Source organism: Rhodococcus sp. IEGM 1372 (genome assembly GCF_030056835.1).
Lineage (GTDB): Bacteria > Actinomycetota > Actinomycetes > Mycobacteriales > Mycobacteriaceae > Rhodococcoides.
Window position 1 is genome coordinate 34,416 of record NZ_JASHKS010000030.1, and the last position, 23,763, is coordinate 58,178.

Genomic DNA, 23,763 nt, shown 5'->3' on the forward strand with positions numbered 1-23,763 from the left:
CCGACGCCGCAACGGCCGGCTCCTCGTCCGAGGGGCTGTCGGTCGGATCAGTCACGCGGGTCCTCCGGATCGAGTCCGAGCAGTGGAAACACTGCTCGACGGGTGGCGATGATGGCCGAGTCGACGCGTTCGAGCGCCCTGTCGGTGCCGTCGGTCCCGGCGAGAGAGCCCCCGGGCCCGTCCCAGGCGGGATAGTCGACGTCTCCCCCGTCACCCATCGTCTGCGGGAGGTCGACACTCGGTGCCATGGTCCGTACTCGCTCCCGCCACGTGTCCGGCAACGCCGACATCGGGTCGATGTCGCGACCGAGCGCGGCAGCGATGAGGTAGGTCCAGGCCCGTGGAACGACGCGCACCAAGCCGTACCCTCCGCCGCCGACGGCCAACCACCGACCCTCGGAATGTTTGTCCGCCAGATCACGCATGGCCAGGAATGCCGCATTCTGGCCGTCTACGGTCAGGGCCAGGTCCGCCAGGGGATCCTCGCGGTGGCTGTCGACACCGCACTGGCTGACGATGATCTGAGGCGCGAACGCGGCGATCGCACCCGGCACGATCGCGTGGAACGCACGCAGCCACAACCGATCCGCGGTGCCGGGCAACAATGGAACGTTGATCGAGGTTCCCTCACCGCGTTCGGCTCCCACCTCGGTCGACCATCCGGTGTTCGGCCACAGCGTCGCCGGATGTTGGTGCAACGAGACGGTGAGCACTCTCGGGTCACCGAGGAATGCCGCCTGAACGCCGTCTCCGTGGTGAGCGTCGACGTCGATGTAGGCGATCCGGTCGAACCCGTTGTCCAGCAACCACGAGATGGCGATCGCGGCGTCGTTGTAGACGCAGAAGCCGGAGGCCCAGTCGGCCATCGCGTGGTGCATGCCGCCGCCGATGCTCACCGCGCGTCGAGCACGTCCCGACGCGATTTCGCGGGCGGCGGCCAGAGAGCCACCGGCGAGCATTGCGCTCGCCTCGTGCATCTGCGGAAACACCGGGTTGTCGTCGGAACCCAGTCCGTGGACGACGTCGTCCGGATCTCGCAGAGCCGGGCCCTGCGACGGTGCCTGTTTGACGGCCTCGATGTAGGCGCTGGTGTGAAATCGGAGGAGCTCGGAATCGGGCGCGGCAGTGGGCTCGACGAGTTCGACGCCCGCGAGCAGGCCGATGTCGGTGGCGAGTGCCATTGTCAGATCGAGTCGAGTCGGATTCATCGGGTGGTCGTCGCTCCACCGGTAGCCGAGGTAATCCGCGCTCCACACGACGATGTCCTCGGGGCGGTTCGGGATGGACGCGGCGGCGCGTGTCGCCTGATCAGACATACGGACAAAACTACGTTGTCGGACGGGATGGTGTTGCCGGGTTCCGGTGTTGTCCCCACAGTCCCCTTGTGAGAAGCCATGGGAAACGGCGTACGCCGTTGTGGTGCGCCGCGCCCGCTGCGGCTGGGTGCAGCGCTCATTTCGGGGCGCTGACGGTAGGATCGAGCCCGACGAAGGGGTTGAGTGTGAAGGATCTGGTCGACACCACGGAGATGTACCTCCGGACGATCTACGATTTGGAAGAAGAGGGCGTGATTCCGCTCCGCGCGAGAATCGCCGAACGGCTCGAACAGAGTGGTCCCACCGTCAGCCAAACCGTTGCTCGGATGGAGCGAGACGGGCTGTTGTCCGTCGCAGGCGATCGACACCTCGAGCTGACCGAGAAGGGCCGAAGCCTGGCGGTCGCAGTCATGCGCAAACACCGTTTGGCCGAGCGTCTGCTCGTGGACATCATCGGTCTGCGTTGGGAAGACGTGCACGCCGAGGCGTGCCGTTGGGAACACGTGATGAGCGAGGAGGTCGAGCGACGTCTGGTCACCGTCCTGAACAACCCGACCACTTCGCCGTACGGCAACCCGATCCCCGGTCTGGAGGAACTCGGTCTCGGCCAGTCGACTCTGGCACCGGAAGCTCTCATCCGTCTCACGGATGTGCCCGTCGGCCAGCCGACCGCTGTCGTCGTGCGACGCCTCGCCGAGCACGTTCAGTCCGACCCGGAGGTCATCGCTCAGCTTCGCGAAGCAGGCGTGGTCCCCGATGCTCGGGTTACAGTCGAAGCCAAGCCCGGGTCGGTCACGATCACGGTGCCAGGACACAGTGGTGTCGACATATCCGAGGAAATGGCGCACGCCGTCCAGGTGAAGAAGGTCTGACCTCACACCGACGACGGCGTCGGACGCGTGTGAGGGAGAACGAACAGTGAAGCTTCTGGTTACCGGTGGTGCTGGCTACGTCGGCAGCGTCTGCGCGGCTGTGCTCGTCGAGCGCGGTCACGAGGTCGTGGTCGTGGACAACCTGTCCACCGGTAACCGGGACGCCGTGCCCGGTGGTGCCACATTCGTCGAAGGCGACATCAAGGACGTCGCTGCGGACGTACTGATCGGCGGTGGGTTCGATGCAGTCCTGCACTTCGCCGCGCAATCTCTCGTCGGCGAGTCGGTGGTCTCGCCCGACAAGTACTGGAGCGGAAACGTCGTCACCTCGCTGGCGTTGCTCGATGCCATTCGAGCATCCGGTACCGCGAAGCTGGTGTTCTCCTCGACCGCCGCCACGTACGGCGAGCCCGAGAAGACCCCCATCACCGAGGACGCACCCACCCGCCCCACCAATCCTTACGGTGCCACCAAACTCGCGATAGATCACGCGATCACGTCGTACGCCGCGGCCTATGGCCTCGCCGCCACGAGCCTTCGGTACTTCAACGTCGCCGGTGCCTACAACGGTTTCGGAGAGAATCGCGTCGTCGAGACCCACCTGATTCCGCTCGTGCTCCAGGTCGCACTCGGGCAGCGCGAGAAGATCTCGGTGTTCGGCACCGACTGGCCCACTACGGACGGTACGGCTGTTCGCGACTACATCCACGTTGCCGATCTCGCCGAGGCGCACATACTCGCTGTCGATGCCGCACAACCGGGCGAGCACACCATCTACAACCTCGGCAGCGGCACCGGATTCTCCGTGCACGAGGTCATCTCGTCCTGCGAGCGCGTCACCGGTCTGCCCATCGCCGTCGAACATGCTCCCCGTCGTGCCGGTGACCCTGCCGTCTTGATCGCCTCGAGCTCGCGCGCAGTCGAGGAGCTGAAATGGACGCCGGAGCTGACCGATCTCGATCGGATCGTGGCCGATGCGTGGACATTCCTGCAACAGCTCGGCGATCGGTCGCACGCGGCGCGCTGACCCACTCGCCTGCCGATCATCGATGTGCTCGACTGCTGTCACCGTCGCCCGAAGGGGTCGCCGGGGAGCCGAACTCCGCAGGCGCGAGCACACGCGAAGCCGCTCTCGGCCACTTCCCGAACGAGCTCGGGACCTGCGCCGGCGCTGAGCGACCGGTCCAACAGTCGCGCCAGCGAGTAGTTCTCGTCGGCTTCCAGTGCCGCATCGATCGCGATGCGGGCCATCGGTCCGTCTCCGCGGACGTACGCGCTGAAGGCCAGAAGTGTTGCGGCGATGGCTCGTTCGGCCTTCGGCAGGACGCGGGACATCCTCGCCCAGAACTCTTCGACGAATCCCGCGTCGTCACCGAGAGTCAGGGCCAGCAGTGCGTCTCGCACCTGGACATGACCGATCGCGAGTGCGATCCGAGCGATGTCGGTCGGATCCAATTCGGTGTCGTACGGCGCTCGCGCGACGTACGACAGCACCGACGTCAGCTCGTCGGTACGAGATCGAACCCCGTCCCGTCGTAGTCGCGCGATCTCGGCGGCAACGGCCCGCACGGTCGCGTCGGGGCCCGGCACGATGGTCTCGGCCAGCTCGGACCTGGATCGTCGGACGGAGTAGCCGTCGAGCACGCGGGCCACGGTCATCGGCGACGCCGACGGATCGGACATCAGGCCGTGCCGCCGTGGTCCGCGCAACGTCCACCACTCGGCGGATTCGGCGATCTCCGACGCCGCAAGGGCCTCACCGAGCTGCACTCCGAACGAGGCGAGTGTGGCGTCGAGTTCGGTCACCAGTGCTTCCACGTCGAGTAGATGCGGTGTCCGGACGGTTCGATCGAGCCTGTCGTCGACGAACACCGCCATGACCGCGGGAATGTTCTCCATCGCGCAGTAGCCGGCCAGGTAGGCGATGACGTCGAGCATCTCCGGGGTCGCGCGGGTGTGACTGCCCGCGCGCCGATCGATGTGATCGCCGGCCAGGACGAGGTCGTGACGCATCGTGGGTCCGACGCTCGCACCGCCGTCCTTGACCGCGATGAGCACCATCGATCGGTGCGGGTGGAACCCGAGCATGGCCGGTACCGCTGTGATCAGGTCGCTCGGGTGACCGAGCCGTACGCGATGGCGGGAGTCGAAGTTGCCGTGAGAGTTCGTCGGTGTGTACATACCGGAGAATCCTGGCCGGGGTCCCGAGGATCGAAAGAGTCTCGACCTGGGCTTTCGTACTGCCCTGTGGAGAACTGCCGTGCTGTGGATGAATCGCGTCGCCGGCGCTGTGTCCGACCGATTCGTGTCGGTGTCGTCTGCTAGTGCTGCGTCAGCTCTGGCCGACCTTCTGGACTGCCGCGGTGAACAGCTCGTCGAGGGTCATCGCATCGGGCGTGCCCGAGCCGAACGACATGAACGTGGCCGACACTCGCACGCCGTCGATCTGCGCCATCAGTGTCAGCATCGATTGCGTGACGGCGTCGCCGCCTGCTCCCGATGCGACGGTCTGCCGGACGGCCAACGTGTCGTCCGCATCGATGGGCGGTGCAGGCGTCAGAGTGGAGGTCACCGTCGAGGTCGCGCCGGACTTGGTTGCGGTCACCTCGCCGCACTGTTCGAGCTGCTCCTTGCGCGCCGAGAGCGGTTCGTCCACCGCGGTCAACTCGATCGAGATGGTGGACCGGCTGTCGTTGTCGGTGCCGACGATCATGGCCGTGCCCGTCGGGCCGAAATCCTGGTCGGCGGGCTTGCATCCCGCCGGGCTGACCTCGGCACCGGCAGGAATTCCGCTGAGATCGGGTGCGGCTTGCGAGATCGCCTGCTGGGGCAGCACCAGGGCGTCGTACGGTGCCGGGAAGCTGGACGGGTCGATCAGCAGCGTGTTCAGATCCACGCCGGACTGCGGCGACGAGGTGGTGGCACCCGCACTGGGCTCGGGAGAGCCGGTGACGGTCGAGCTGCAGCCGGCCAGCACGAGAGCTGCGCTCGCCGCCGAGGTCACGGCGATGGACAGGCGGGTTCTGCGTGCGGGGCTCACAAGACGTCCTCTTCGGGTCGATGGGACGCCGAAGCACACGCTTCGGCGTCCCACCACTGTCTCATTCCGACCACCTCGAACGCGGCAGGCGACTCACCGCAGTGTCGCGAATTCAGCTGCCGCGGGCGATCCACTCCTCGAGGTGCGGTGCTTCGTCGCCGATGCGTGTGCCGTCACCGTGGCCGGTGTTGACTCGGGTGTCGACAGGCAGGGCGAAGAGCCGATCGCGGATGGACCCGATGATGGTCGGGAAATCCGAGTACGACCGTCCGGTGGCACCCGGGCCGCCGGAGAAGAGGGTGTCGCCGCTGAACAACTCCCCCGCTTCCGGCAGGTAAAGGCACGTCGACCCGGGTGAGTGCCCGGGTGTGTGCAGCGCCAGGATGTCGGTTCCGGCCACGGTGATGCGCTGACCGTCCTCGAGGGTCGAATGCCCGACGCCCGGGTGCGTCTGCTCCCACAGCATGTCGTCGGCGGGGTGCAGCAGAATCGGCGCGTCCAAGGTCTCGGCCAGTTCCGGTGCCACGGTCACGTGGTCGTTGTGACCGTGGGTGCAGATGACGGCCTTGACCGTCCTGCCGGCAACCGCGTCGACGATCGGGGCCGCGGTGTGCGCTGCGTCGACGATCACCACCTCGTCGTCGTCGCCGATCAGCCAGATGTTGTTGTCGACGTCCCAGGTGCCACCGTCGAGGCTGAACGTTCCCGAGGTGACGACGTTCTGGACGCGGAACTGCCCGCTCACAGGACGACCACCGAACGCAGGACGGTGCCCTGATGCATCTTCTCGAAGGCGGCTTCGACGTCGTCGATGGTGATGCGTTCGGTGACGAACTTCTCGAGCGGCAGACGGCCCTGCTGATACAGATCGACCAACTGCGGGAAGTCGCGCTCGGGCAGGCAGTCTCCGTACCAGGATGACTTGAGCGATCCGCCGCGGGAGAAGAAATCGATCAGCGGCATCTCGAGGGTCATCTCGGGTGTCGGCACGCCGACGAGCACCACGGTTCCGGCGAGGTCGCGGGCGTAGAACGCCTGCTTCCAGGTTTCCGGGCGACCGACGGCGTCGATCACCACGTCGGCACCGAAGCCTCCGGTGAGCTCCTGGACCGCTTCGACGGCGTCGACCACCGACGAGTCGACGGTGTGGGTGGCTCCGAGTCCGAGTGCCCATTCGAGCTTGCCCGGGTCACGATCGACCGCGATGATCGTCGACGCGCCGGCCAGGCGTGCTCCGGCGATCGCGGCATCGCCCACACCGCCGCAGCCGATCACGGCCACCGAATCTCCGCGCGAGACGTTGCCGGTGTTCATCGCCGCTCCCAGACCGGCCATCACGCCACAGCCGAGCAGTCCGACCACGGCGGGATCGGCGTCTGCGGCGACTTTGGTGCACTGGCCCTCGTGGACCAGGGTCTTCTCGGCGAATGCGCCGATGCCCAGCGCCGGGGTCAACTCGGTACCGTCCTCGAGGGTCATCTTCTGTGCTGCGTTGTGGGTGTCGAAGCAGTACCACGGAGTGCCGCGCTTGCAGGCTCGACATTCGCCGCACACGGCGCGCCAGTTCAGTACGACGAAGTCTCCGACCTCGACGTGCTCGACGCGGTCGCCGATGGTCTCGACGATTCCGGCCGCCTCGTGTCCGAGCAGAAACGGGAATTCGTCGTTGATGCCGCCTTCGCGGTAGTGCAGGTCGGTGTGACACACCCCGCAGGCCTGGATCTTCACGACGACCTCGTTGGGCCCGGGATCGGGGATGGTGATCGTCTCGATGGAGACGGGCTCGCCCTTGCTCTTGGCGACGACGGCGCGGACCTGCTGCGGCATGTGTTCCTCCACTGAAAATCGGGTGTTTCGTGCTCTGTTCAGCCTCGCACAACGCATCAGCACGTGGCGACATCTGCATGGGTTCGACGCACCGAATCGTGGAGTTCACAAGGTTGTGACCGGGTGGGCACGCAGTCTTTGCGTGCGAGCGGTAACTATGACGAATGTCTGAACCCATGCAGTACGACCTGGTGGTCATCGGCTCCGGCCCCGGTGGCCAGAAGGCGGCCATTGCGGCTGCGAAGCTCGGCAAGCGGGTGGCGATCGTGGAGAAGGGCCACATGCTCGGCGGGGTCTGCGTCAACACCGGGACCATTCCGTCCAAGACGCTGCGCGAGGCCGTTCTGTATCTCACGGGCATGAATCAACGGGAGCTGTACGGGGCGAGTTACCGGGTGAAGGCCGATATCACTCCTGCCGATCTGTTGGCCCGAACCCAGCACGTGATCGGCAAGGAGATCGAGGTGGTGCGTTCGCAACTGCTCCGGAACCGCATCGAGCTGATCACCGGCGTCGGCAAGTTTCTCGACGCGCACACCATCGTCGTGGAGGACGAGACGCGGGGCGAGCGCATCACCGTCGCGGCCGCCAACGTGGTGATCGCCACCGGCACCGCTCCTGCCCGTCCGGCCGACGTCGCGTTCGACGACTATCGAGTGCTCGACTCGGACGGAATTCTCAATCTCGAATTCATTCCGGCGTCGATGGTCGTCGTCGGGGCCGGCGTCATCGGAATCGAGTACGCGTCGATGTTCGCTGCCCTGGGAACGAAGGTCACCGTCGTCGAGAAGCGGGATTCGATGCTCGACTTCTGCGATCGAGAGATCATCGAGTCGTTGCAGTTCCACCTCCGCGATCTCGCGGTGACGTTCCGATTCGGCGAGGCTGTGACCGCGGTCGACGTCGGGCCGAACGGGACCGTGACCACGCTGGCGAGCGGCAAGCGCATCCCGGCCGAGACGGTGATGTACTCGGCCGGTCGGCAGGGGCTGACCACGGCGCTGGATCTCGAGAACACAGGTCTCGAGGCGGACGCCAGGGGTCGGATCTTCGTCGACGAGCACTTCCAGACCAAGGTCGATCACATCTATGCCGTCGGCGATGTCATCGGGTTCCCGGCGTTGGCCGCGACGTCGATGGATCAGGGCAGGTTGGCCGCGTATCACGCGTTCGGCGAGTCCGACGCGAAGTTGACCGACGTTCAGCCCATCGGCATCTACTCCATCCCCGAGGTTTCGTACGTCGGAGCCACCGAGGTCGACCTGACGAAAGGATCGATCCCCTACGAGGTCGGGGTATCGCGGTACCGCGAACTCGCCCGGGGTCAGATCGCCGGCGACTCGTACGGGATGTTGAAGTTGCTCGTGTCCACCGAGGATCGGTCGATTCTGGGCGTGCACATCTTCGGTTCGGGTGCGACGGATCTGGTGCACATCGGGCAGGCGGTGATGGGGTGCGGCGGCACCGTCGACTATCTCGTCGATGCCGTGTTCAACTACCCGACGCTGTCCGAGGCGTACAAGGTCGCAGCCCTCGACGTCACCAACAAGATTCGCGCGCTGGCCAACTTCGACCGCTGATCGTCTCGAGTCACCGAGAGCCCCTCGGCGCAGGATGGGCGACCGTCCGGGAATGAACGGCGGGCAACCGGTTGTTCTTGTCGGTAGTGATTCGCCACGTTCGACGTCGGCGCGTACACGGCGCGAGCCGAGGGTCGGCGTATTCTGGCTCGAATCTCGCGTCGAGGTACCGACGAGTCGATCCGAAAGGGGCCAGGCCATGACCGAACAGTCGAAGATGTACGAGCTGGAGTTTCCGGCACCGCAAATCTTCTCCAACGACGGCGTCGGACCCGTCCTGGTGCACGGCCTGGAGGGTTTCTCCGACGCGGGTCACGCGGTGAAGTTGGCCACCACCCACCTGCGCGAGAGTCTGGAGTCGGAGCTGGTCGCGTCGTTCGACGTCGACGAGTTGATCGACTACCGGTCCCGGCGGCCGACGATGACGTTCAAGTCCGATCATTTCTCGGACTACGACGCTCCCGAACTGAACCTCTATGCCGTCAAAGACAAGTCGGGGACTCCATTCCTGCTGCTCGCCGGTATGGAACCGGATTTGCGATGGGAGAAGTTCACCACCGCTGTCAGGCTCCTCGCCGAACAGCTCGGTGTACGCCGCACCATCGGTCTCGGCTCGATCCCGATGGCCATTCCGCACACCCGGCCACTCGGTGTGACGGCCCACGCCAGCGACAAGGAGCTGGTCAAGGAGGGCAACAGCTGGGCAGGTGATCTGCAGGTGCCGGGCAGCGCCTCGTCCCTGCTCGAGCTTCGGATGGCGCAGCACGGTCACGAGTCCATGGGCTTCTCTGTGCACGTCCCGCACTACCTCGCACAGACGGACTACCCCGGTGCGGCCGAGACGTTGCTCGAGAACGTCGGTGAGGCGGCCGACCTGGATCTGCCGCTTGCCGCCCTGGGTGAGGCCGCGGCGCGAGTTCGGGAACAGGTGAACGAGCACATCACCGGGAACGAAGAGGTCCAATCGGTGGTGCAGGCGCTGGAGCGGCAGTACGACACGTATGTCGCCGCGCAGGAGCAGCAGTCGACGTTGTTGGCCAGTGACGAGCCACTGCCGAGCGGCGACGAACTCGGGGCCGAGTTCGAGCGCTTCCTGGCCGAGCAGGCAAATCTCGACGAGGGTGAGGGCAACACCGAGCAGTGACAGTGTGAGTGGTCACAGAACATGATCGATTCGGCGGGAATATAGGACAGTCCGGGCCGATCGAAACATACCTGTAACCGCAAATACGCTCGATGTTCTGCCCCGAGCGTCATCTCGTGCAAGAGTCGTAGCAACACGTACTCCGGTACGTACGTCCACACACTCGTGCACGGCGTCGCCGTTGTGTGCCGCATCGCGCGGCGCACCAGGGAATTTCAGGAGGCGCAGATGAGCACCAATCCGCGCAGTCGCAAGCTCCGCCCGGTTCCCGACGAAGAACCACGGCTGATCTTCCGGACCATTCACGGATACCGGCGGGCATTCCGCATGGCCGGCGAAGGGCCGGTGCTGCTGTTGATCCACGGTATCGGTGACAACTCCGAGACGTGGAACGAAGTCATCCCGCACCTCGCGAAGAACTACACCGTCATCGCTCCGGATCTGCTGGGTCACGGTCGCTCGGACAAGCCGCGTGCGGATTACTCCGTCGCCGCGTACGCCAACGGCATGCGCGACCTGCTCTCGGTGCTGGGCATCGAACACGTCACCGTCGTCGGGCACTCACTGGGCGGCGGCGTCGCCATGCAGTTCGCGTACCAGTTCCCGGGCATGGTCGACAGGTTGGCTCTGGTGTCCTCCGGCGGCGTCACCAAGGACGTACATCCCATTCTTCGACTGGCGTCCATGCCGTTTCTGAGCGAGGCCGTCAAACTGCTCCGCCTGCCCGGCGCGATCCCGGCGGTGAAGCTGGCGGGCGGCCTGCTGAGCAAACTGCACAGCTCTCCCCTGCGACCCGGATCGCTCCTACACGACACTCCGGATCTGATCCGCGTGCTGAGCGAGCTCCCGGCCCCGACGACGTACGAGGCGTATCTGCGGACCCTGCGCGCCGTCGTGGACTGGCGCGGCCAGGTGGTCACGATGCTGGACCGCTGTTATCTCACCGAGAATCTCCCCGTTCTGCTCGTGTGGGGTGACCAGGACTCGGTGATTCCGGTCAGTCATGCGCGCCTCGCCCACTCGGCCATGCCCGGTTCCACGTTGGAGGTGTTCGAGAATTCCGGACACTTCCCGTTCCGGGACGATCCGATGCGCTTTCTGCAGGTCGTCGAGGACTTCATCGATTCCACACCGTCACTGACCTTCGACGAGGTGCGGTGGCGCAACCTGCTCATCACCGGTGTCGGTGAGGACATGATCACCGGAAGCGCCAGCACCCGGATGGCCGTTCTCGGTGCGATGGGTTCCGACGAGCGCAGCGCCACCTGAGGCGTCGCGACGGCCGCTCGGTATCGATGCGGGTTCGGCCGTCGATCCCACATAGCCTGTAGAGGTGCTTCTCACCGAACTGATTCCCGATGCCGCCGCCGCTCGGTCCGACGGCGTCGACCCGGACGTCCTGTTCGACACGTTCACCACCTGGACTGCCGATCGCGGTCTGACCCTGTATCCCGCGCAGGAGGAAGCTCTCATCGAGCTGGTCTCCGGCTCCAACGTCATCCTGGCCACGCCGACCGGATCGGGCAAGTCGATGGTGGCCATCGGAGCCCACTACGCCGCGATGGCCGCAGGCGTTCGGAGTTTCTACACCGCGCCGATCAAGGCACTCGTCAGCGAAAAGTTCTTCGCCCTGTGCGAGATCTTCGGCGCTCAGAACGTCGGCATGATGACCGGCGACGCGTCGGTCAATTCCGGTGCTCCGATCATCTGCGCCACCGCCGAGATCGTCGCGAACCTCGCTCTGCGCCAGGGTGCCGACTCCGACATCGGCCAGGTGATCATGGACGAGTTCCACTACTACTCCGAGCCCGATCGGGGGTGGGCCTGGCAGGTTCCGTTGATCGAGCTGCCGAACGCTCAGTTCCTGTTGATGTCGGCGACTCTCGGCGACGTCTCGTTCTTCCGGGACGATCTGACCCGACGCACCGGACGCACGACCACCGTGGTCTCGGGCACCGAGCGTCCGGTTCCCTTGATGTTCTCCTACGTCACCACCCCGATCAGCGAAACCATCGAAGAGTTGGTGCAGACGCACCTCGCGCCGGTCTACGTCGTGCACTTCACCCAGGCTTCGGCACTCGAACGCGCTCAGGCATTGACGAGCGTGAACGTTGCGTCCAAGCAGGAGAAGGCCGAGATAGCCGAGGCCATCGGTGCCTTCCGCTTCACCACCGGGTTCGGCAAGACGCTGTCGAGGTTGGTTCGGCACGGCATCGGGGTGCATCACGCAGGCATGCTGCCCAAGTATCGACGGTTGGTCGAGAAGTTGGCGCAGGACGGGCTGCTCAAGGTGATCTGCGGAACGGACACCCTCGGTGTGGGCATCAACGTCCCCATTCGCACCGTGTTGTTCACCGGACTGACCAAGTACGACGGCGTCCGCACCCGCAAGCTCCGAGCCCGCGAGTTCCATCAGATCGCGGGCCGCGCGGGGCGAGCCGGATACGACACCCTCGGCACCGTCGTGGTCGAGGCCCCCGAGCACGACATCGAGAACGCCCGTCTGGTGGCCAAGGCCGGCGACGATCCGAAGAAGCTCAAACGCGTACAGCGCAAGAAGGCACCCGACGGTTTCGTCTCGTGGGGCGAGCCGACGTTCGAACGGATCATCACCGCAAGTCCTGAGCCGCTCACCTCACGGTTCTCGGTGAGCAACGCCATGCTGCTCAATGTCATTGCCCGGCCGGGCAATTGCTTCCATGCCATGCGTCACCTGCTCGAGGACAATCACGAGACCCGGCCCGCTCAGCGCAAGCACATTCTGCGGGCACTCTCACTCTACCGCGGTCTGGTCGATGCGGGCATCGTCGAACAACTCGACGAGCCGGATGCCGACGGTCGACACGCTCGACTGACCGTGGACCTGCAGCCGGACTTCGCGCTCAATCAGCCGCTGTCGACGTTCGCGGTCGCGTCGTTCGATCTGCTCGACGCCGAATCACCGACCCATGCCCTCGACGTCGTCTCGATCATCGAATCGACCCTCGACGATCCGCGTCAGATCCTGATGGCCCAGCAGCACGCGGCGCGCGGCGAAGCGGTCTCGCAGATGAAGGCCGACGGCATCGAGTACGACGAGCGAATGGAACTGCTCGAGGAGGTCACGTGGCCGAAACCTCTTGCAGAGCTGCTCGTTCCGGCATTCGAGATCTATCGCGGCACGCATCCGTGGCTCTCCGAGGTCGGCCTGTCCCCCAAGTCCGTGGTACGCGACATGGTCGAGCGTGCGATGACGTTCGCAGAATTGATCAGCCACTACGGTCTGATGCGGTCCGAGGGGCTCGTCCTCCGCTATCTCGCCGACGCCTATCGCACACTGCGCCAGACGGTTCCGCCGGAGTCTCGAACCGAAGAGGTACAGGACATCACCGAGTGGCTGGGTGAACTCGTGCGGCAGGTGGATTCGAGCCTGCTCGACGAATGGGAGAACCTGACGGACCCGGGTGCCGAGCCGGAGGCGCTCGTCGAGGCGTACGGATCCGATGTGCCGCGTCCGATCTCGGCCAACCCGCGGGCCTTCCGAATTATCGCGCGCAATGCGATCTTCCGCCGAGTCGATCTGGCGGCGCGCCGACAATGGAACGCCCTCGACGACCTCGACGACGGCCCGGACTGGGAGACGGAACTGGAACCGTTCTTCGCCGAGTACGGCTCGATCGGAACCGGACCATCGGCCCGCGGCCCCGCGCTGTTCACGCTGAACGTCGGTGCGGAGTCCACCACGGTGCGTCAGGTGTTGGAGGATCCCGACGGTGACCACGGCTGGTCGCTCGACGCCGTCGTCGATGTGCCGGAGTCCGATGCGGCAGGCGAGATCGTGTTCGACGAGATCGTGATCACGCCCGGCTGAGTCCACGTGCGTTGTCGGCGAGGACTTCTGCGGCGAGAAGACCTGCGAGCGCACTGTATTCGGCGGCGCGCGCACTCGAAGCTCGGTGCACGAGACCGATGGTGCGGCCGGGAGCAGGGTGGGCGAACTCTGCGGTGGACAAGCCCGCACGAGCGACCTCGACCTCGACGGCGCTGCGCGGCAGCAGCGTCAGACCCAGTCCTCCTGCAACGCACTGCACCACCGTGGTCAGCGACGTTGCCCGGGTATCGCTCGCATCGGGTGCGGTGTCGACCGAGCGGCACAGATCCAGGGTCTGCTCGCGCAGGCAGTGCCCCTCGTCGAGGAGGAGCAGAGGAAGACCGCGGAGGTCGGCGACCGTCAGATCCCGACGCCCCGCGAGAGGGTGCTCGGCAGGGAGCGCGAGCACGAAATCCTCGGTGTACATGGCTGTTTCGATCAAACCCGGATCGGCGAGGGGCAGCGCGAGAACGGCGACGTCGAGTGCACCGGACCGGAGTCCGTCGAGCAGTCGAGCAGTGTGATCCTCCACTATTCTCGGAACGAGGTCGGGGTACTCGACGCGCACGGCCGGGAGCACTGCGGGCAGCACGTAGGGTGCCACGGTGGGAATGATCCCGAGCCGCATACCACCGGTCAGGCGACCGCCCAATCCTGCTGCGGTAGCGACCAATCCGTCCACGGCGTCGAGTGCCGCAGTCGCCCGACCGAGCAACTGACCGCCGGCCGACGTCAGCAAGACCCTGCGGGTGCTGCGCTCGATCAACTGCACCCCCAGCCCCTGCTCCAGCGTGGCGAGAGCCTGCGACAGAGACGGTTGAGTGATGTTCAGTTGCGTTGCTGCACTGCCGAAATGGCGATGTCGGGCGATCGCGACGAAGGCACGCAGATGCGACAGGGTCGGCTGATAGCTTCGATCGGTCACGCCTATCAGTCTAGTGCCACTCATCACGTTTACCTTTCACCACATTTTTGGCACACTCGTACCGGTCGGCCGGGCTCGTACGGCTGCATTCACGCCACCGATCCGAACCGCCCACATACGGAACCGACGCGATCATTCGACACGAGGAGACCACATGGCACTGTTGACAATTGGCGACCAGTTCCCTTCATACAACCTCACCGCCGTCATCGGCGGAGACCTCTCCAAGGTGAACGCCCAGCAGCCCGACGACTACTTCACCACCGTCACCAGTGACGATCACGCGGGCAAGTGGCGCATCGTCTTCTTCTGGCCCAAGGACTTCACGTTCGTGTGCCCCACCGAGATCGCCGCGTTCGGCAAGCTGGACGAGGAGTTCGAGGACCGCGACGCACAGGTCCTCGGCGCGTCGGTCGACAACGAGTTCGTTCACTTCCAGTGGCGGGCACAGCACGACGAGCTCAAGACGCTTCCCTTCCCCATGCTGTCGGACCTCAAGCGCGAATTGGCAGCTGCCACCGGTGTTCTCAATGCCGACGGTGTGGCCGACCGTGCCACCTTCATCGTCGACCCCAACAACGAGATCCAGTTCGTGTCGGTCACGGCAGGCTCGGTGGGGCGCAACGTGGACGAGGTCCTGCGAGTTCTCGATGCCCTGCAGTCCGATGAGCTGTGCGCCTGCAACTGGAAGAAGGGTGATCCCACCATCGACGCAGGCGAACTGCTGACGGCGAGCGTCTGACATGACGATCGACAACCTCAAGAACGCCGTCCCCGAGTACGCCAAGGACCTCAAGCTCAATCTCGGTTCCATCGCCCGCTCCACGGTGCTCAGCGAGCAGCAGCTGTGGGGCACCCTGCTGTCGGTGGCCGCAGCGTCGAAGTCCGCGACGACGTTGAAGGAGATTGCCGAGGACGCAGCCGATTCACTGTCGGCCGAGGCGTACAACGCCGCCCTCGGTGCCGCGTCGATCATGGGCATGAACAACGTCTTCTACCGAACCAAGGGATACCTGGACGGCAAGTACGACGATTTGCGCGCCGGTCTGCGCATGAACATCATCGGCAACCCCGGTGTGGACAAGGCCGACTTCGAGCTGTGGTCGCTCGCGGTCTCGGCCGTCAACGGGTGCAACCACTGCCTGGAGGCACACGAGAAGACGCTGCGCGCCGAGGGCGTCGACCGCGAGAAGATCTTCGAGGCCATCCGCGCCGCGTCGATCGTCGCGGGTGTCGCGCAAGCGATCGAAGCAGGGCGAATCCTCGACGGTGCCGCCGTCTGAGCGTCGACCCGACCTGATCACCGAACGAGGGATCCGCGACCGCGGGTCCCTCGTTCGGCGTTTGGTACCGTCCGGGCATGGCTACCGACGTGTCCGTCGTCCGAGTGTTCACCGATGCCGACGGCAGGTTCGGCAACCCCCTCGGCATCGTGGCCGCGGATGACGTCGCCGAGGCGGACCGACAGCAGTTCGCCACCGACCTCGGCTTCAGCGAGACGGTGTTCGTCGATCTCACCGGCTCCGGTACGGCCTCGGCCACCATCTACACCCCCGCCGTGGAATTGCCCTTCGCCGGGCATCCCACGGTCGGACTCTCGTGGTGGCTGCGCGAGCAGGGACACCCGGTCGAAGTACTCACAGTTCCTGCCGCACCGTTGAACATCCGCTACGAGGGCGAGCACACCTGGGTTCGGGCCCGAGCCGACTGGACTCCGCACTTCACCTTCCACCAGGTCCAGGAGGCGGCCGAGGTGACGGCAGCGGACCCGAGTGCGTACGACAGCGGGCACCACTACGTCTGGGCCTGGACCGACGAGAAGCACGGCGCGCTGCGATCGCGCATGTTCGCACCGATGATGGGCATCGCCGAGGACGAAGCGACCGGCGCTGCCGCCGTCCGGCTGACCGGCGAACTCGGCCGGGGCCTGAACATCGTGCAGGGAGCCGGGTCTCGATTGCACACCACCTTCGAAGCCGGATGGGTGGAGCTGGGCGGACGTACCGCGGCGGACGCGTCGATCAGCCTGTGACGGGTACGTCCACCTCGATTTCCTCGCCCAGACGAACACCGTCGGCGAGTGGGAGTCGATCGCCGCTCCAGAACTTTCCTGGGTCGAACCAGTTGGCTTTCTTGTTGCCGGTGAGCAGACCCATCGCGTCGTAGGTCATGGCCACCACCTCTGCGCAGTAGGCGGTTTCGAGGGCTGCTCCCTCACGTTGGCTGCGACGCAGTGTGGGGACTCGGCCCCGGAACCAACGACCGGCGAGAGAAGCGGTGGTCGGAAAGGCTGTGCCGTCCAAGCGGGCGATGGTGCGAAGCAGGGCGTCCTCCTGCTCTTTCGTCACGGACGGGGTGGAGCCTGCGGAACGACCCGCGTATCCGTCCAATTGTCGCAGCCAGCACCGCTGTTCGTACTTCGTGGCCCACTGGGTCACGGCCGCTCGCAGATCGTGCAGCTGCACTCCGCGCTGGAAGTTGCCGGTCCACATGTCCTGCAACGACTTCCCCAGTTCGGCGTGCCACATCAGCGGAGGCAGGTCGTCGATCACGACGGACATGCCGACGTGATTGACCGGACTGTTGGTCAGTGCCTGGATTGCGCGATCGGCGTTCGACTGTCCGCGGAAGATCCAGATGTCCCCCGTTCTGGTGGCCTCGACTGCGGTATCGAGGCTGATTCGCGACGGATTCATGGTCCACACCCTAGATCTCGTGACGGTACGGTGGCCGGATGAACGTGTGGAAGGCTGTCGGTCTCGCCGGGATGGTCGGTGTCGCGGCCACCGGGGCGTTGGTGGTTCGATCCGAGCGCAAGCGTCGTGCCTACGCGCCCGAGGAAGTGCGCGAGCAGCTGCACCGTCGTTTCGCGGCTGTCTCCGACGAGCCGATACCGGCACCCGCTCCCCCGCTGTCGCGAGGGAAGCAGCTGCTCGGCAGACTTCGGTTCAGCCGAGCGCGCTGAGGATCCGCGCGGCCAGCTCTTCGATCTCGGCGTCGGTCATGACGAATGCGGGCGAGATCTGCATCGCACCCTGGCCGGCGGCGCGGCCGGAGACCCCGTGTGCCCGAAGCGTTTTGACGAAAGGCAATGCTTCGGCCGGGTCGGCGAGCTGCACTGCGGCAACAGCACCGATTCCGCTGCGGATCTCCGATACTCGTTCGTGTGCGGCCAGTGGCGCGAGGTGGGTGTGCAGGGCCGCCTCGATGCGCTTGGAGTGCGAGAGCAGCTCTTCGCGCTCGATGATGTCGAGGTTGGCCATCGCTGCCGCGGCCGCTCCGGCGTGGCCGCCGTAGGTGTACCCGTGGCGCCACCACACGCCGCCCGCGAAGAACGGCTCGGCGATCTTCGGGGCGATGAAGACAGCACCCATCGGTACGTACCCGGACGTCAACCCCTTGGCGGTCGTCATCAGGTCGGGTTCGAGCTCGAACCGGGTGGAGGCGAACCAGCTGCCGCCGATACGACCGAATCCGGTGACGACCTCGTCCGCGACGAACAGCACGTCGTTGTCGCGACAGATCTGCCGCACCTCGCGCAGGTAGCCCTCCGGCGGCAGGTAGATTCCGCCGGCACCGATGACCGGCTCGCAGAAGAATGCGGCCACGTTCTCGGCACCGACCTCCTCGATCAGCGCCAGCAGCGACTTCGCGTCGTCCCACGCCACTGTCCTGGCGTCGGGCATCAGCTCACCGTAGTTCTCCTTGTTGACCGGGATACCGGCCAGCGCGGTGCCGGCGACGTGCATGCCGTGATAGGCCTTCTGCCGTCCGACGATGATCTTCTTGGCCGGTTGCCCCATTTCGACCCAGTAGCGGCGCGCGAGCTTCGCGGCGGTGTCGATGGAGTCCGAGCCACCGGAGGTGAAGAAGATCTTGCTACCCGGAACCGGCGCGATGGCAGCGAGACGATCGGCCAAGGCCAGCGTGGTCTCGGGTACGAAGTCGCCGAAGTTCGAGTAGTGAGCGATCGAGCTCAGCTGTGTGGCAACGGCATCGGCGATCTCGCGTCGGCCGTGACCGACGTTGGTGAACCACAGACCGGCGGTCGCGTCGAGATACTTCGTTCCCTTGTTGTCGAAGATGTACGCACCCTCGCCTCGCGAGACGACGAACGGCCCGCTGGCAGTGACGTTGCCCATGTCGGCGAAGCCGTGCCACAGCGCGGAGGAGTGTGTGGTGGCCGCTGGATCGAGGTCGGAAGACATGCGCTACACAGTAGTGGAGTCCGTTTCGCTCGAGACCGATCCGTGCCTCCACCGTCCCGCGAGCCGTCCGAGAGCATTCACTGCCAGCGCCATGAGCGCGAAAGCGACGGTCAACACCACCAGCCCGACGGCAAGCGCGGGGTATCCCCGTTCCCGCGGATCCTCTTACGGTCCTCTGAAGGGTATCTCTTGCTTGTGGCAACATACCCGCATGTACCTACTTGCCGTCGATCCTTCGGTAACTGTGCCGACTAGCAATCCAACCTATCTGCTCATCGGCGCGGCTATCGGTGCCGTGGGTGCTCTGATCATCGCCCTGATCACCAATCGACGGGCCGACCAACGTGAGTACCAGAGCTGGCGTAGAGAACAGCTCGGCGTGGCAGTTTCGTCCGTTCACGACAAGTTCGCAGAGATCAAACGGGGCATAGACCACCTGCCGAATCTCAACAGAGATCAGCTACTCACGTTGCTGCGCTCCACAACAGATGATGTGTACCGGATACAGCTCGTATCGTCGGATTGGTTCGCTGCAACCGTCATCGACATAATCGAAGAAATGGCAGTACCCGTCAAAATGACAACGGATATAAACGAGAAACGAACACATAGAATCAATCAGCTACAAAGCAAGCTGATCCTGTCGGCGCGGAGAGAGCTACAAAAGAGCAGAACTGATCGATTACACCAATACGCAGCGAAGATATTAGAGGAACGATTCGAGAAACGAAACAATCCTATTCAGCGTGATAGACGAAAGAAGTCCCCGTAGAGATGCGTATTTATCTGACTCAAACCACAGCACAAAATCTCTCTAGCCCCACAAGCAACCCCTCATATTTGGTATTCACCGCGATCATTGCCGGTGCGGTAGCAATCACAGTCGCCTACATAACGAATCGCCGTGCAGATAAGCGCGAAATCGAGAAGACTCGTCGTGAGATACTTTCCAGTGCGGTCACAAGCCTTATCGAGAAGTCCGAGACCGTGAATAGCTTGGTCGCCACAAACGGGCGATACAATGGAACATACGATATGGACAACGAATTAACGAACTCGTTACTCAAATTGCGACACGAAATGAAGTTCGAGCTGATCAGAATACAAATACATGGATCAGACCATCTCTATGAAATTGCAAACAAGCTGTACCGAATGCATCTCGACTTCGAGGGCGAGATCGAGAAGGTCGACCTTGGGGAACTGAAGTACATTGTGACCGGACTAGACTTTAATGGCCTAGCTCAGACGACTATTGATCTAATCGACGCAATTCGTCTCGAAACGAAAATGAGCACCAAACGCCGTTTCTACCGCCGAACGAGACGATCCCCCGATGAAGACGCTACCAATCGTCCATAACTCATCGGGGGATCATTCTGCACAAATACATTTACTTGAAGAGAACGGGAAAAGAGAGTAGCAAAACCGTTCCACTAAATTATAGCAATTTCTACGATACTCCGCTTTCAGTTTCCGGCAAGTTCCAGATACGCCACATGGCAGACCAAGTTACCGAGCGCATCGATTTGTGCATTGACGCCCGATACATTAAATGAGTAGTTTCCCGGCGCATCGTCATCGATGTAGTAGTACTTAGATAGTCCATCTTTACTTCGGAGGTTTCCCGCCTGGTGCCTGAGTGTTATATCGTTCGTCGCATACTCGATCTTAACAAATATCTTGTTGGTGTATTCGGCACCGAACTGTTCCAACGAATTATCGGGCTCTAGGCTTGTGACATTGCACGCCACGCTTATTGGGTTGTCGTAGTCCCAATAGGAGTCATATGTACCCAGTTCCTCGTTGAATACCTCAATCTTCTCGTATATATCGACCAGACTCGGATATCGTTTGGTAATCAGCTTCACCAGTACCACCAATCGGGAAGTGTGTTCTTTCTGAAGTTCCAGCCTCGCAGCTGAATGCCTCTCGACTTGTTCCATGACAATCGCTTGACTGCCTCCACCACCAGTGGACTGAGTGCGAACACTCGATCACCGAACTCGACAGTACTTCTGTCCTGAGTAACCTTGGATACATTTGCTTGCTCGAATACATCTGTGTTGTGCATATAGGCAGCTTGCCAGCACACGGCGTATTCCAACCAACCTCGATCCGACTCTTTCGATACTGCTGATTCCGGTCTGCCGCTGGCAAGTTCTACGATTGCTTGTGCCTGCAAGAGGTCAGAGGAATCTACCGTGTAGCCGGTTAGTTCCAATACTCTTTCTATAGTTGCGTACATCTAAATCCTTTCATCTATCAAATTTGCTATACATGTTCATATGAGAATAGCGACCAGGCTCGATTTGAACCTAGCCGCTATCTCAAATATGAACTATTCATTTAGGGGTACTACTTAGGCTGATGTAACTTCCAGCACGCCGAACGCTTCTTTACGACCTACCGCGAACGCCTTACGGGTACGCATCTTGATATGCGGCTCATCGGTACCGTATCCGGCATCGAAACTAATCAATGACTCGATTGGTGAACGATCACCCACGATTAGGTGCTTACGGTTGCCTACGATCAGCAACGGATTACCGGTTGGGTTCCACTGCGCTGTAGCGCTCGTCTTGGCACCGTCTGAGAATCGGATCTCATATCCGAACAGGGTTGCTGGCTGAGTTGCTGAAACCTGATCGATGAACAGTGGACGACCATTGCCGTCAACGAGTCCTCGTAGCTGGCCCTTGAAGCTGGTATGCGCAATCACGATTGTGTCGGGATCGGCAAAGTAGCGTCCGTTCTCGGCTAGGCCTAGAACCTCGGATACATCGGCGTAGGTCAGTGCACCGGCAGTCTTAATAACTGCTGTACCTGCTTCTTTGTAGACAGAGGTGAACGGAACTGTTACCCCATTTGCTACGGCTGTCGTGCCTAGACATGCATTGTCGAACTTTCGTGCATAGTTGGTTGCCCAACCCTTCTGAAGTTCTACGATGACATTTACGTTTGCATCGGCTAGATCCTCTTCGGCAACGATCACGCGGTTAGCGAACTTGGCTGCCTTTAGCTCTACATCGTCCATCTGTGGCTGATCTTCTGGGTATGTTCCACCCTTGGGAATGACCACCACATCTACATCGCCCAATCGTGGGGTCGAGAAGATATTTGAGGTCATATTGACCCTACGGCCTACCGCTTCTACAGCGGAAAACTGCTCTACTGTCTGGATAACTTCGGAACCGTACTCTTCCGGCACCCAGCTATCTGCATTTACTCTTGCTATTTGAAACACTTGCTTTCTAAATGAATTTACAGTTTAGAGTCTTGCATAGACTGTGTACGAATTAGGCATCTCGCTTCATCCGTGAGAAAGCATCCCGCTTTGTAACTATATTGTATCAATTTATCGATTATCGTGCGCGCTGGATTAGCTTCTCGGCGCTTGTCAGTGCTTTCTTTTGAACTGGCTTGTCGGCACCATCGATCTTCGGTGCACGACGCTTAGGATCGAATAGTTCCGGCAGAGTTGTCTGTAGCTCAGTAATCTGTTCGTCTAGTCCTACCAGCTCCCCCGATTCATCCACATCGATCTTGTTGAAGTCTAGGAACTTGGATACATTTGTATTCGCTACTCCTAGACTCGATAGCGTGTTAGCGGCCTTGCTGGTGACATAGGCCGACTTGAACCTATCCCCCGCCTTACTGGCCTCGACTAGCTGCGTTTCCAGCTCGGATGCCTTGTGACGATGACTAGCGGCCTCGGTGTTCGCGGCCTTCAGTGCTGCTCGTAGACTTTCTACGTCTACGGTTTCCTCGTTGTTCTGTACTTCATTTTCGTTCTCGTTGTCGCTCATGCGGCGTTATCTCCTTCTATTGGGTTAGTTTCGGTATTCAGTTGTGGTTGTACTAATAGCCCGTTTGCTTTCCACTGAGCTACTACTTCAGCGTCATAGCCTTGTTCAATAAGGATCTGCTCGACTGGCAAACCGGCTTGTAGCTTCTTATATGCAATCTCCCACTGCTCTTTTGTGTCGATCGATTCGAGCTGTCGCCACTGAATCTGTACGTCCTCGTCAATGTCATTGAGCTTCAGCACGAACATGAAGACACGACGTAACGTGTTGCCGATTGCTAGCTGTCGGGTACGTGACTTCTTGACCAGAGGTGCCTCGGATGCTCTCAGAGCTTCACCGGACACGTTGGTCTGAGTGTTTTCAAAATAGTGCAGCGGCGTATCTGTAACGGATGCCATGGCACGTACGTACTCTCGATAGGGCTCGATGTACGACTTCGGATCGGCTGGTGTGAACTGTCCGACCTTCACGATTCCCGCAAGGTCCCATACGACCCCTGGTGCACCGCTGAGCGGATTCGGCTCGTCGTTGTCGTCTACTAGGTCACTCTTTGTTCCATCTAGGCCTTGCAGCATCCAACGCGTTGGGAAACCGTAGTGTTCGACGCTGGCAAGCTGAGAGATCAGCATCTTGTTGATCATGTCCTGACAGCTGTAGGCACTGACATGTTCGGGTCTGCCGTACTGGTCGATACCCGTGGTGAAGTGGAACACCGGAATGACACCGAACTCGTTTGGTACAGAGCCGTTTTCGTCTGTCTCGTCATCGATGAACGGCTCGAAGTCGCTGTCTTTGACTGTGAACGGCAGACGGTCGGAGGTCGATAGATACTTCTCGATACGATCCGCGTAGTACAGGTTCGGGACTGCCCCGGCTTTGGTTGACATCTGATCTGTGAGGATCGCTCCTCACGGTGGAAGGATGTTCACCATGCCGAAAGCATTCCCCGAGGAGTTCCGCCGCGACGTCATCGCCGTCGCACGTAGAGGCGAGGCCCCGCTGCGTCAGATCGCGAAGGACTTCGGAATCTCCGAAGGTTGCCTGCACCGCTGGCTCAAAATCGCCGACCGCGACGACGGAATCGAACGCGGCACCGCCACGAAGACAGGCCTCGACGAGTCCGCCGAGCTGCGAGAAGCCCGCAAACGGATCAAGCTGCTCGAGCAAGAAGCCGAGGTCATGCGTCGTGCGG

Annotated in this window: 25 protein-coding genes; 13 read left to right on the top strand and 12 right to left on the bottom strand. The window is 62.5% G+C overall.

Annotation, left to right across the window (positions count from 1 at the left end):
- Positions 1–47: 47 nt before the first annotated feature.
- Positions 48–1,316, bottom strand: a complete 1,269-nt coding sequence (locus QM590_RS19845) for an acetoin utilization protein AcuC (RefSeq protein ID WP_149405898.1) — start codon at positions 1,314–1,316, stop codon at positions 48–50.
- A 185-nt stretch (positions 1,317–1,501) separates the two neighbouring features.
- Here QM590_RS19845 and QM590_RS19850 point away from each other — a divergent pair, with 185 nt between their 5' ends.
- Together QM590_RS19850 and galE are read left to right on the top strand one after the other, a co-directional pair.
- Positions 1,502–2,188, top strand: coding sequence for an iron-dependent transcriptional repressor DtxR (locus QM590_RS19850; protein WP_068050657.1), 687 nt, complete (start codon positions 1,502–1,504; stop codon positions 2,186–2,188).
- A gap of 46 nt (positions 2,189–2,234) precedes the next feature.
- The gene (gene galE, locus QM590_RS19855) at positions 2,235–3,215 is read left to right on the top strand and encodes a UDP-glucose 4-epimerase GalE (RefSeq protein ID WP_269596116.1); all 981 of its coding nucleotides are present in this window, start codon (positions 2,235–2,237) and stop codon (positions 3,213–3,215) included.
- Positions 3,216–3,253: 38 nt separating this feature from the next.
- Here the strand turns inward: galE and QM590_RS19860 are convergent, their stop codons facing one another.
- The 4 genes from QM590_RS19860 to QM590_RS19875 all read right to left on the bottom strand — a co-directional run bounded on the left by QM590_RS19860 (position 3,254) and on the right by QM590_RS19875 (position 7,055).
- The gene (locus tag QM590_RS19860; protein ID WP_269596117.1) at positions 3,254–4,369 is read right to left on the bottom strand and encodes a DUF4192 domain-containing protein; all 1,116 of its coding nucleotides are present in this window, start codon (positions 4,367–4,369) and stop codon (positions 3,254–3,256) included.
- 151 nt (positions 4,370–4,520) lie between these two features.
- Positions 4,521–5,228 (bottom strand): DUF5642 family protein, encoded by a 708-nt coding sequence (locus tag QM590_RS19865; RefSeq protein ID WP_269596118.1) that lies wholly within the window; start codon positions 5,226–5,228, stop codon positions 4,521–4,523.
- 112 nt (positions 5,229–5,340) lie between these two features.
- A complete protein-coding gene (locus tag QM590_RS19870; RefSeq protein ID WP_149405902.1) occupies positions 5,341–5,973 on the bottom strand; it encodes an MBL fold metallo-hydrolase in 633 nt (210 codons plus the stop codon).
- Positions 5,970–7,055, bottom strand: coding sequence for an S-(hydroxymethyl)mycothiol dehydrogenase (locus tag QM590_RS19875; protein WP_068050661.1), 1,086 nt, complete (start codon positions 7,053–7,055; stop codon positions 5,970–5,972). The genes QM590_RS19870 and QM590_RS19875 overlap by 4 nt, the downstream gene beginning before the upstream one ends.
- A 164-nt stretch (positions 7,056–7,219) precedes the next feature.
- Here QM590_RS19875 and sthA point away from each other — a divergent pair, with 164 nt between their 5' ends.
- The 4 genes from sthA (at position 7,220) to QM590_RS19895 (ending at position 13,629) form a co-directional block, all read left to right on the top strand.
- The gene (sthA, locus tag QM590_RS19880) at positions 7,220–8,635 is read left to right on the top strand and encodes a Si-specific NAD(P)(+) transhydrogenase (protein ID WP_269596119.1); all 1,416 of its coding nucleotides are present in this window, start codon (positions 7,220–7,222) and stop codon (positions 8,633–8,635) included.
- Between the two features lie 199 nt (positions 8,636–8,834).
- Positions 8,835–9,779 carry a proteasome assembly chaperone family protein gene (locus QM590_RS19885; RefSeq protein WP_149405904.1) on the top strand — a complete coding sequence of 315 codons (945 nt, stop codon included), beginning with the start codon at positions 8,835–8,837 and terminating at the stop codon, positions 9,777–9,779.
- Positions 9,780–10,007: 228 nt separating this feature from the next.
- The gene (locus QM590_RS19890; RefSeq protein WP_037190102.1) at positions 10,008–11,048 is read left to right on the top strand and encodes an alpha/beta fold hydrolase; all 1,041 of its coding nucleotides are present in this window, start codon (positions 10,008–10,010) and stop codon (positions 11,046–11,048) included.
- 64 nt (positions 11,049–11,112) lie between these two features.
- Positions 11,113–13,629, top strand: coding sequence for a DEAD/DEAH box helicase (locus tag QM590_RS19895; RefSeq protein ID WP_269596120.1), 2,517 nt, complete (start codon positions 11,113–11,115; stop codon positions 13,627–13,629).
- Here the strand turns inward: QM590_RS19895 and QM590_RS19900 are convergent.
- Positions 13,616–14,554 (bottom strand): hydrogen peroxide-inducible genes activator, encoded by a 939-nt coding sequence (locus QM590_RS19900; protein ID WP_269596121.1) that lies wholly within the window; start codon positions 14,552–14,554, stop codon positions 13,616–13,618. The genes QM590_RS19895 and QM590_RS19900 overlap by 14 nt on opposite strands.
- A 154-nt stretch (positions 14,555–14,708) precedes the next feature.
- On the opposite strand from QM590_RS19900, the gene QM590_RS19905 reads away from it, so the two are divergent.
- The 3 genes from QM590_RS19905 to QM590_RS19915 all read left to right on the top strand — a co-directional run bounded on the left by QM590_RS19905 (position 14,709) and on the right by QM590_RS19915 (position 16,586).
- On the top strand, positions 14,709–15,296 hold the full coding sequence (locus tag QM590_RS19905; RefSeq protein ID WP_269596122.1) for a peroxiredoxin: 588 nt from the start codon (positions 14,709–14,711) through the stop codon (positions 15,294–15,296).
- 1 nt (position 15,297) lies between these two features.
- Positions 15,298–15,837, top strand: coding sequence for an alkylhydroperoxidase, AhpD family (ahpD, locus tag QM590_RS19910; RefSeq protein ID WP_037189489.1), 540 nt, complete (start codon positions 15,298–15,300; stop codon positions 15,835–15,837).
- A 77-nt stretch (positions 15,838–15,914) separates the two neighbouring features.
- A complete protein-coding gene (locus QM590_RS19915) occupies positions 15,915–16,586 on the top strand; it encodes a PhzF family phenazine biosynthesis protein (protein ID WP_269596123.1) in 672 nt (223 codons plus the stop codon).
- Here QM590_RS19915 and QM590_RS19920 read toward each other — a convergent pair.
- A complete protein-coding gene (locus QM590_RS19920; RefSeq protein ID WP_269596124.1) occupies positions 16,576–17,250 on the bottom strand; it encodes a hypothetical protein in 675 nt (224 codons plus the stop codon). The genes QM590_RS19915 and QM590_RS19920 overlap by 11 nt on opposite strands.
- Before the next feature lie 38 nt (positions 17,251–17,288).
- On the opposite strand from QM590_RS19920, the gene QM590_RS19925 reads away from it, so the two are divergent.
- A complete protein-coding gene (locus QM590_RS19925) occupies positions 17,289–17,519 on the top strand; it encodes a hypothetical protein (protein WP_269596125.1) in 231 nt (76 codons plus the stop codon).
- Here the strand turns inward: QM590_RS19925 and QM590_RS19930 are convergent.
- The gene (locus tag QM590_RS19930; RefSeq protein WP_269596126.1) at positions 17,503–18,762 is read right to left on the bottom strand and encodes an aminotransferase family protein; all 1,260 of its coding nucleotides are present in this window, start codon (positions 18,760–18,762) and stop codon (positions 17,503–17,505) included. The genes QM590_RS19925 and QM590_RS19930 overlap by 17 nt on opposite strands.
- Positions 18,763–18,973: 211 nt before the next feature.
- On the opposite strand from QM590_RS19930, the gene QM590_RS19935 reads away from it, so the two are divergent.
- Both QM590_RS19935 and QM590_RS19940 read left to right on the top strand, forming a co-directional pair.
- Positions 18,974–19,534, top strand: coding sequence for a hypothetical protein (locus QM590_RS19935; protein WP_269596127.1), 561 nt, complete (start codon positions 18,974–18,976; stop codon positions 19,532–19,534).
- 2 nt (positions 19,535–19,536) lie between these two features.
- Positions 19,537–20,124 carry a hypothetical protein gene (locus QM590_RS19940; protein ID WP_269596128.1) on the top strand — a complete coding sequence of 196 codons (588 nt, stop codon included), beginning with the start codon at positions 19,537–19,539 and terminating at the stop codon, positions 20,122–20,124.
- 107 nt (positions 20,125–20,231) lie between these two features.
- On the opposite strand, the gene QM590_RS19945 is transcribed toward QM590_RS19940, so the two are convergent.
- The 4 genes from QM590_RS19945 to QM590_RS19960 all read right to left on the bottom strand — a co-directional run bounded on the left by QM590_RS19945 (position 20,232) and on the right by QM590_RS19960 (position 23,458).
- Positions 20,232–20,708: a hypothetical protein gene (locus tag QM590_RS19945; protein WP_269596129.1), complete on the bottom strand. Its 477-nt coding sequence runs from the start codon at positions 20,706–20,708 to the stop codon at positions 20,232–20,234.
- A gap of 416 nt (positions 20,709–21,124) precedes the next feature.
- A complete protein-coding gene (locus QM590_RS19950) occupies positions 21,125–21,973 on the bottom strand; it encodes a phage major capsid protein (RefSeq protein ID WP_269596130.1) in 849 nt (282 codons plus the stop codon).
- A 154-nt stretch (positions 21,974–22,127) separates the two neighbouring features.
- On the bottom strand, positions 22,128–22,571 hold the full coding sequence (locus QM590_RS19955; protein ID WP_269596131.1) for a phage scaffolding protein: 444 nt from the start codon (positions 22,569–22,571) through the stop codon (positions 22,128–22,130).
- Positions 22,568–23,458 carry a phage portal protein gene (locus QM590_RS19960; RefSeq protein WP_269596132.1) on the bottom strand — a complete coding sequence of 297 codons (891 nt, stop codon included), beginning with the start codon at positions 23,456–23,458 and terminating at the stop codon, positions 22,568–22,570. The genes QM590_RS19955 and QM590_RS19960 overlap by 4 nt, the downstream gene beginning before the upstream one ends.
- Positions 23,459–23,501: 43 nt before the next feature.
- On the opposite strand from QM590_RS19960, the gene QM590_RS19965 reads away from it, so the two are divergent.
- On the top strand, positions 23,502–23,763 hold a 262-nt coding region (locus QM590_RS19965), incomplete at its 3' end, for a transposase (RefSeq protein ID WP_269596133.1).

Bases quoted from the DNA above. Each gene is read 5' to 3' on its own strand.
- QM590_RS19845 (WP_149405898.1), bottom strand. From the start codon at position 1,316: ATGTCTGATCAGGCGACACGCGCCGCCGCGTCCATCCCGAACCGCCCC.
- QM590_RS19860 (WP_269596117.1), bottom strand. From the start codon at position 4,369: ATGTACACACCGACGAACTCTCACGGCAACTTCGACTCCCGCCATCGC.
- QM590_RS19875 (WP_068050661.1), bottom strand. From the start codon at position 7,055: ATGCCGCAGCAGGTCCGCGCCGTCGTCGCCAAGAGCAAGGGCGAGCCC.
- sthA (WP_269596119.1), top strand. From the start codon at position 7,220: ATGTCTGAACCCATGCAGTACGACCTGGTGGTCATCGGCTCCGGCCCC.
- QM590_RS19885 (WP_149405904.1), top strand. From the start codon at position 8,835: ATGACCGAACAGTCGAAGATGTACGAGCTGGAGTTTCCGGCACCGCAA.
- QM590_RS19890 (WP_037190102.1), top strand. From the start codon at position 10,008: ATGAGCACCAATCCGCGCAGTCGCAAGCTCCGCCCGGTTCCCGACGAA.
- QM590_RS19905 (WP_269596122.1), top strand. From the start codon at position 14,709: ATGGCACTGTTGACAATTGGCGACCAGTTCCCTTCATACAACCTCACC.
- ahpD (WP_037189489.1), top strand. From the start codon at position 15,298: ATGACGATCGACAACCTCAAGAACGCCGTCCCCGAGTACGCCAAGGAC.
- QM590_RS19915 (WP_269596123.1), top strand. From the start codon at position 15,915: ATGGCTACCGACGTGTCCGTCGTCCGAGTGTTCACCGATGCCGACGGC.
- QM590_RS19920 (WP_269596124.1), bottom strand. From the start codon at position 17,250: ATGAATCCGTCGCGAATCAGCCTCGATACCGCAGTCGAGGCCACCAGA.
- QM590_RS19925 (WP_269596125.1), top strand. From the start codon at position 17,289: ATGAACGTGTGGAAGGCTGTCGGTCTCGCCGGGATGGTCGGTGTCGCG.
- QM590_RS19930 (WP_269596126.1), bottom strand. From the start codon at position 18,762: ATGTCTTCCGACCTCGATCCAGCGGCCACCACACACTCCTCCGCGCTG.
- QM590_RS19935 (WP_269596127.1), top strand. From the start codon at position 18,974: ATGTACCTACTTGCCGTCGATCCTTCGGTAACTGTGCCGACTAGCAAT.
- QM590_RS19940 (WP_269596128.1), top strand. From the start codon at position 19,537: ATGCGTATTTATCTGACTCAAACCACAGCACAAAATCTCTCTAGCCCC.
- QM590_RS19945 (WP_269596129.1), bottom strand. From the start codon at position 20,708: ATGGAACAAGTCGAGAGGCATTCAGCTGCGAGGCTGGAACTTCAGAAA.
- QM590_RS19955 (WP_269596131.1), bottom strand. From the start codon at position 22,571: ATGAGCGACAACGAGAACGAAAATGAAGTACAGAACAACGAGGAAACC.
- QM590_RS19960 (WP_269596132.1), bottom strand. From the start codon at position 23,458: ATGTCAACCAAAGCCGGGGCAGTCCCGAACCTGTACTACGCGGATCGT.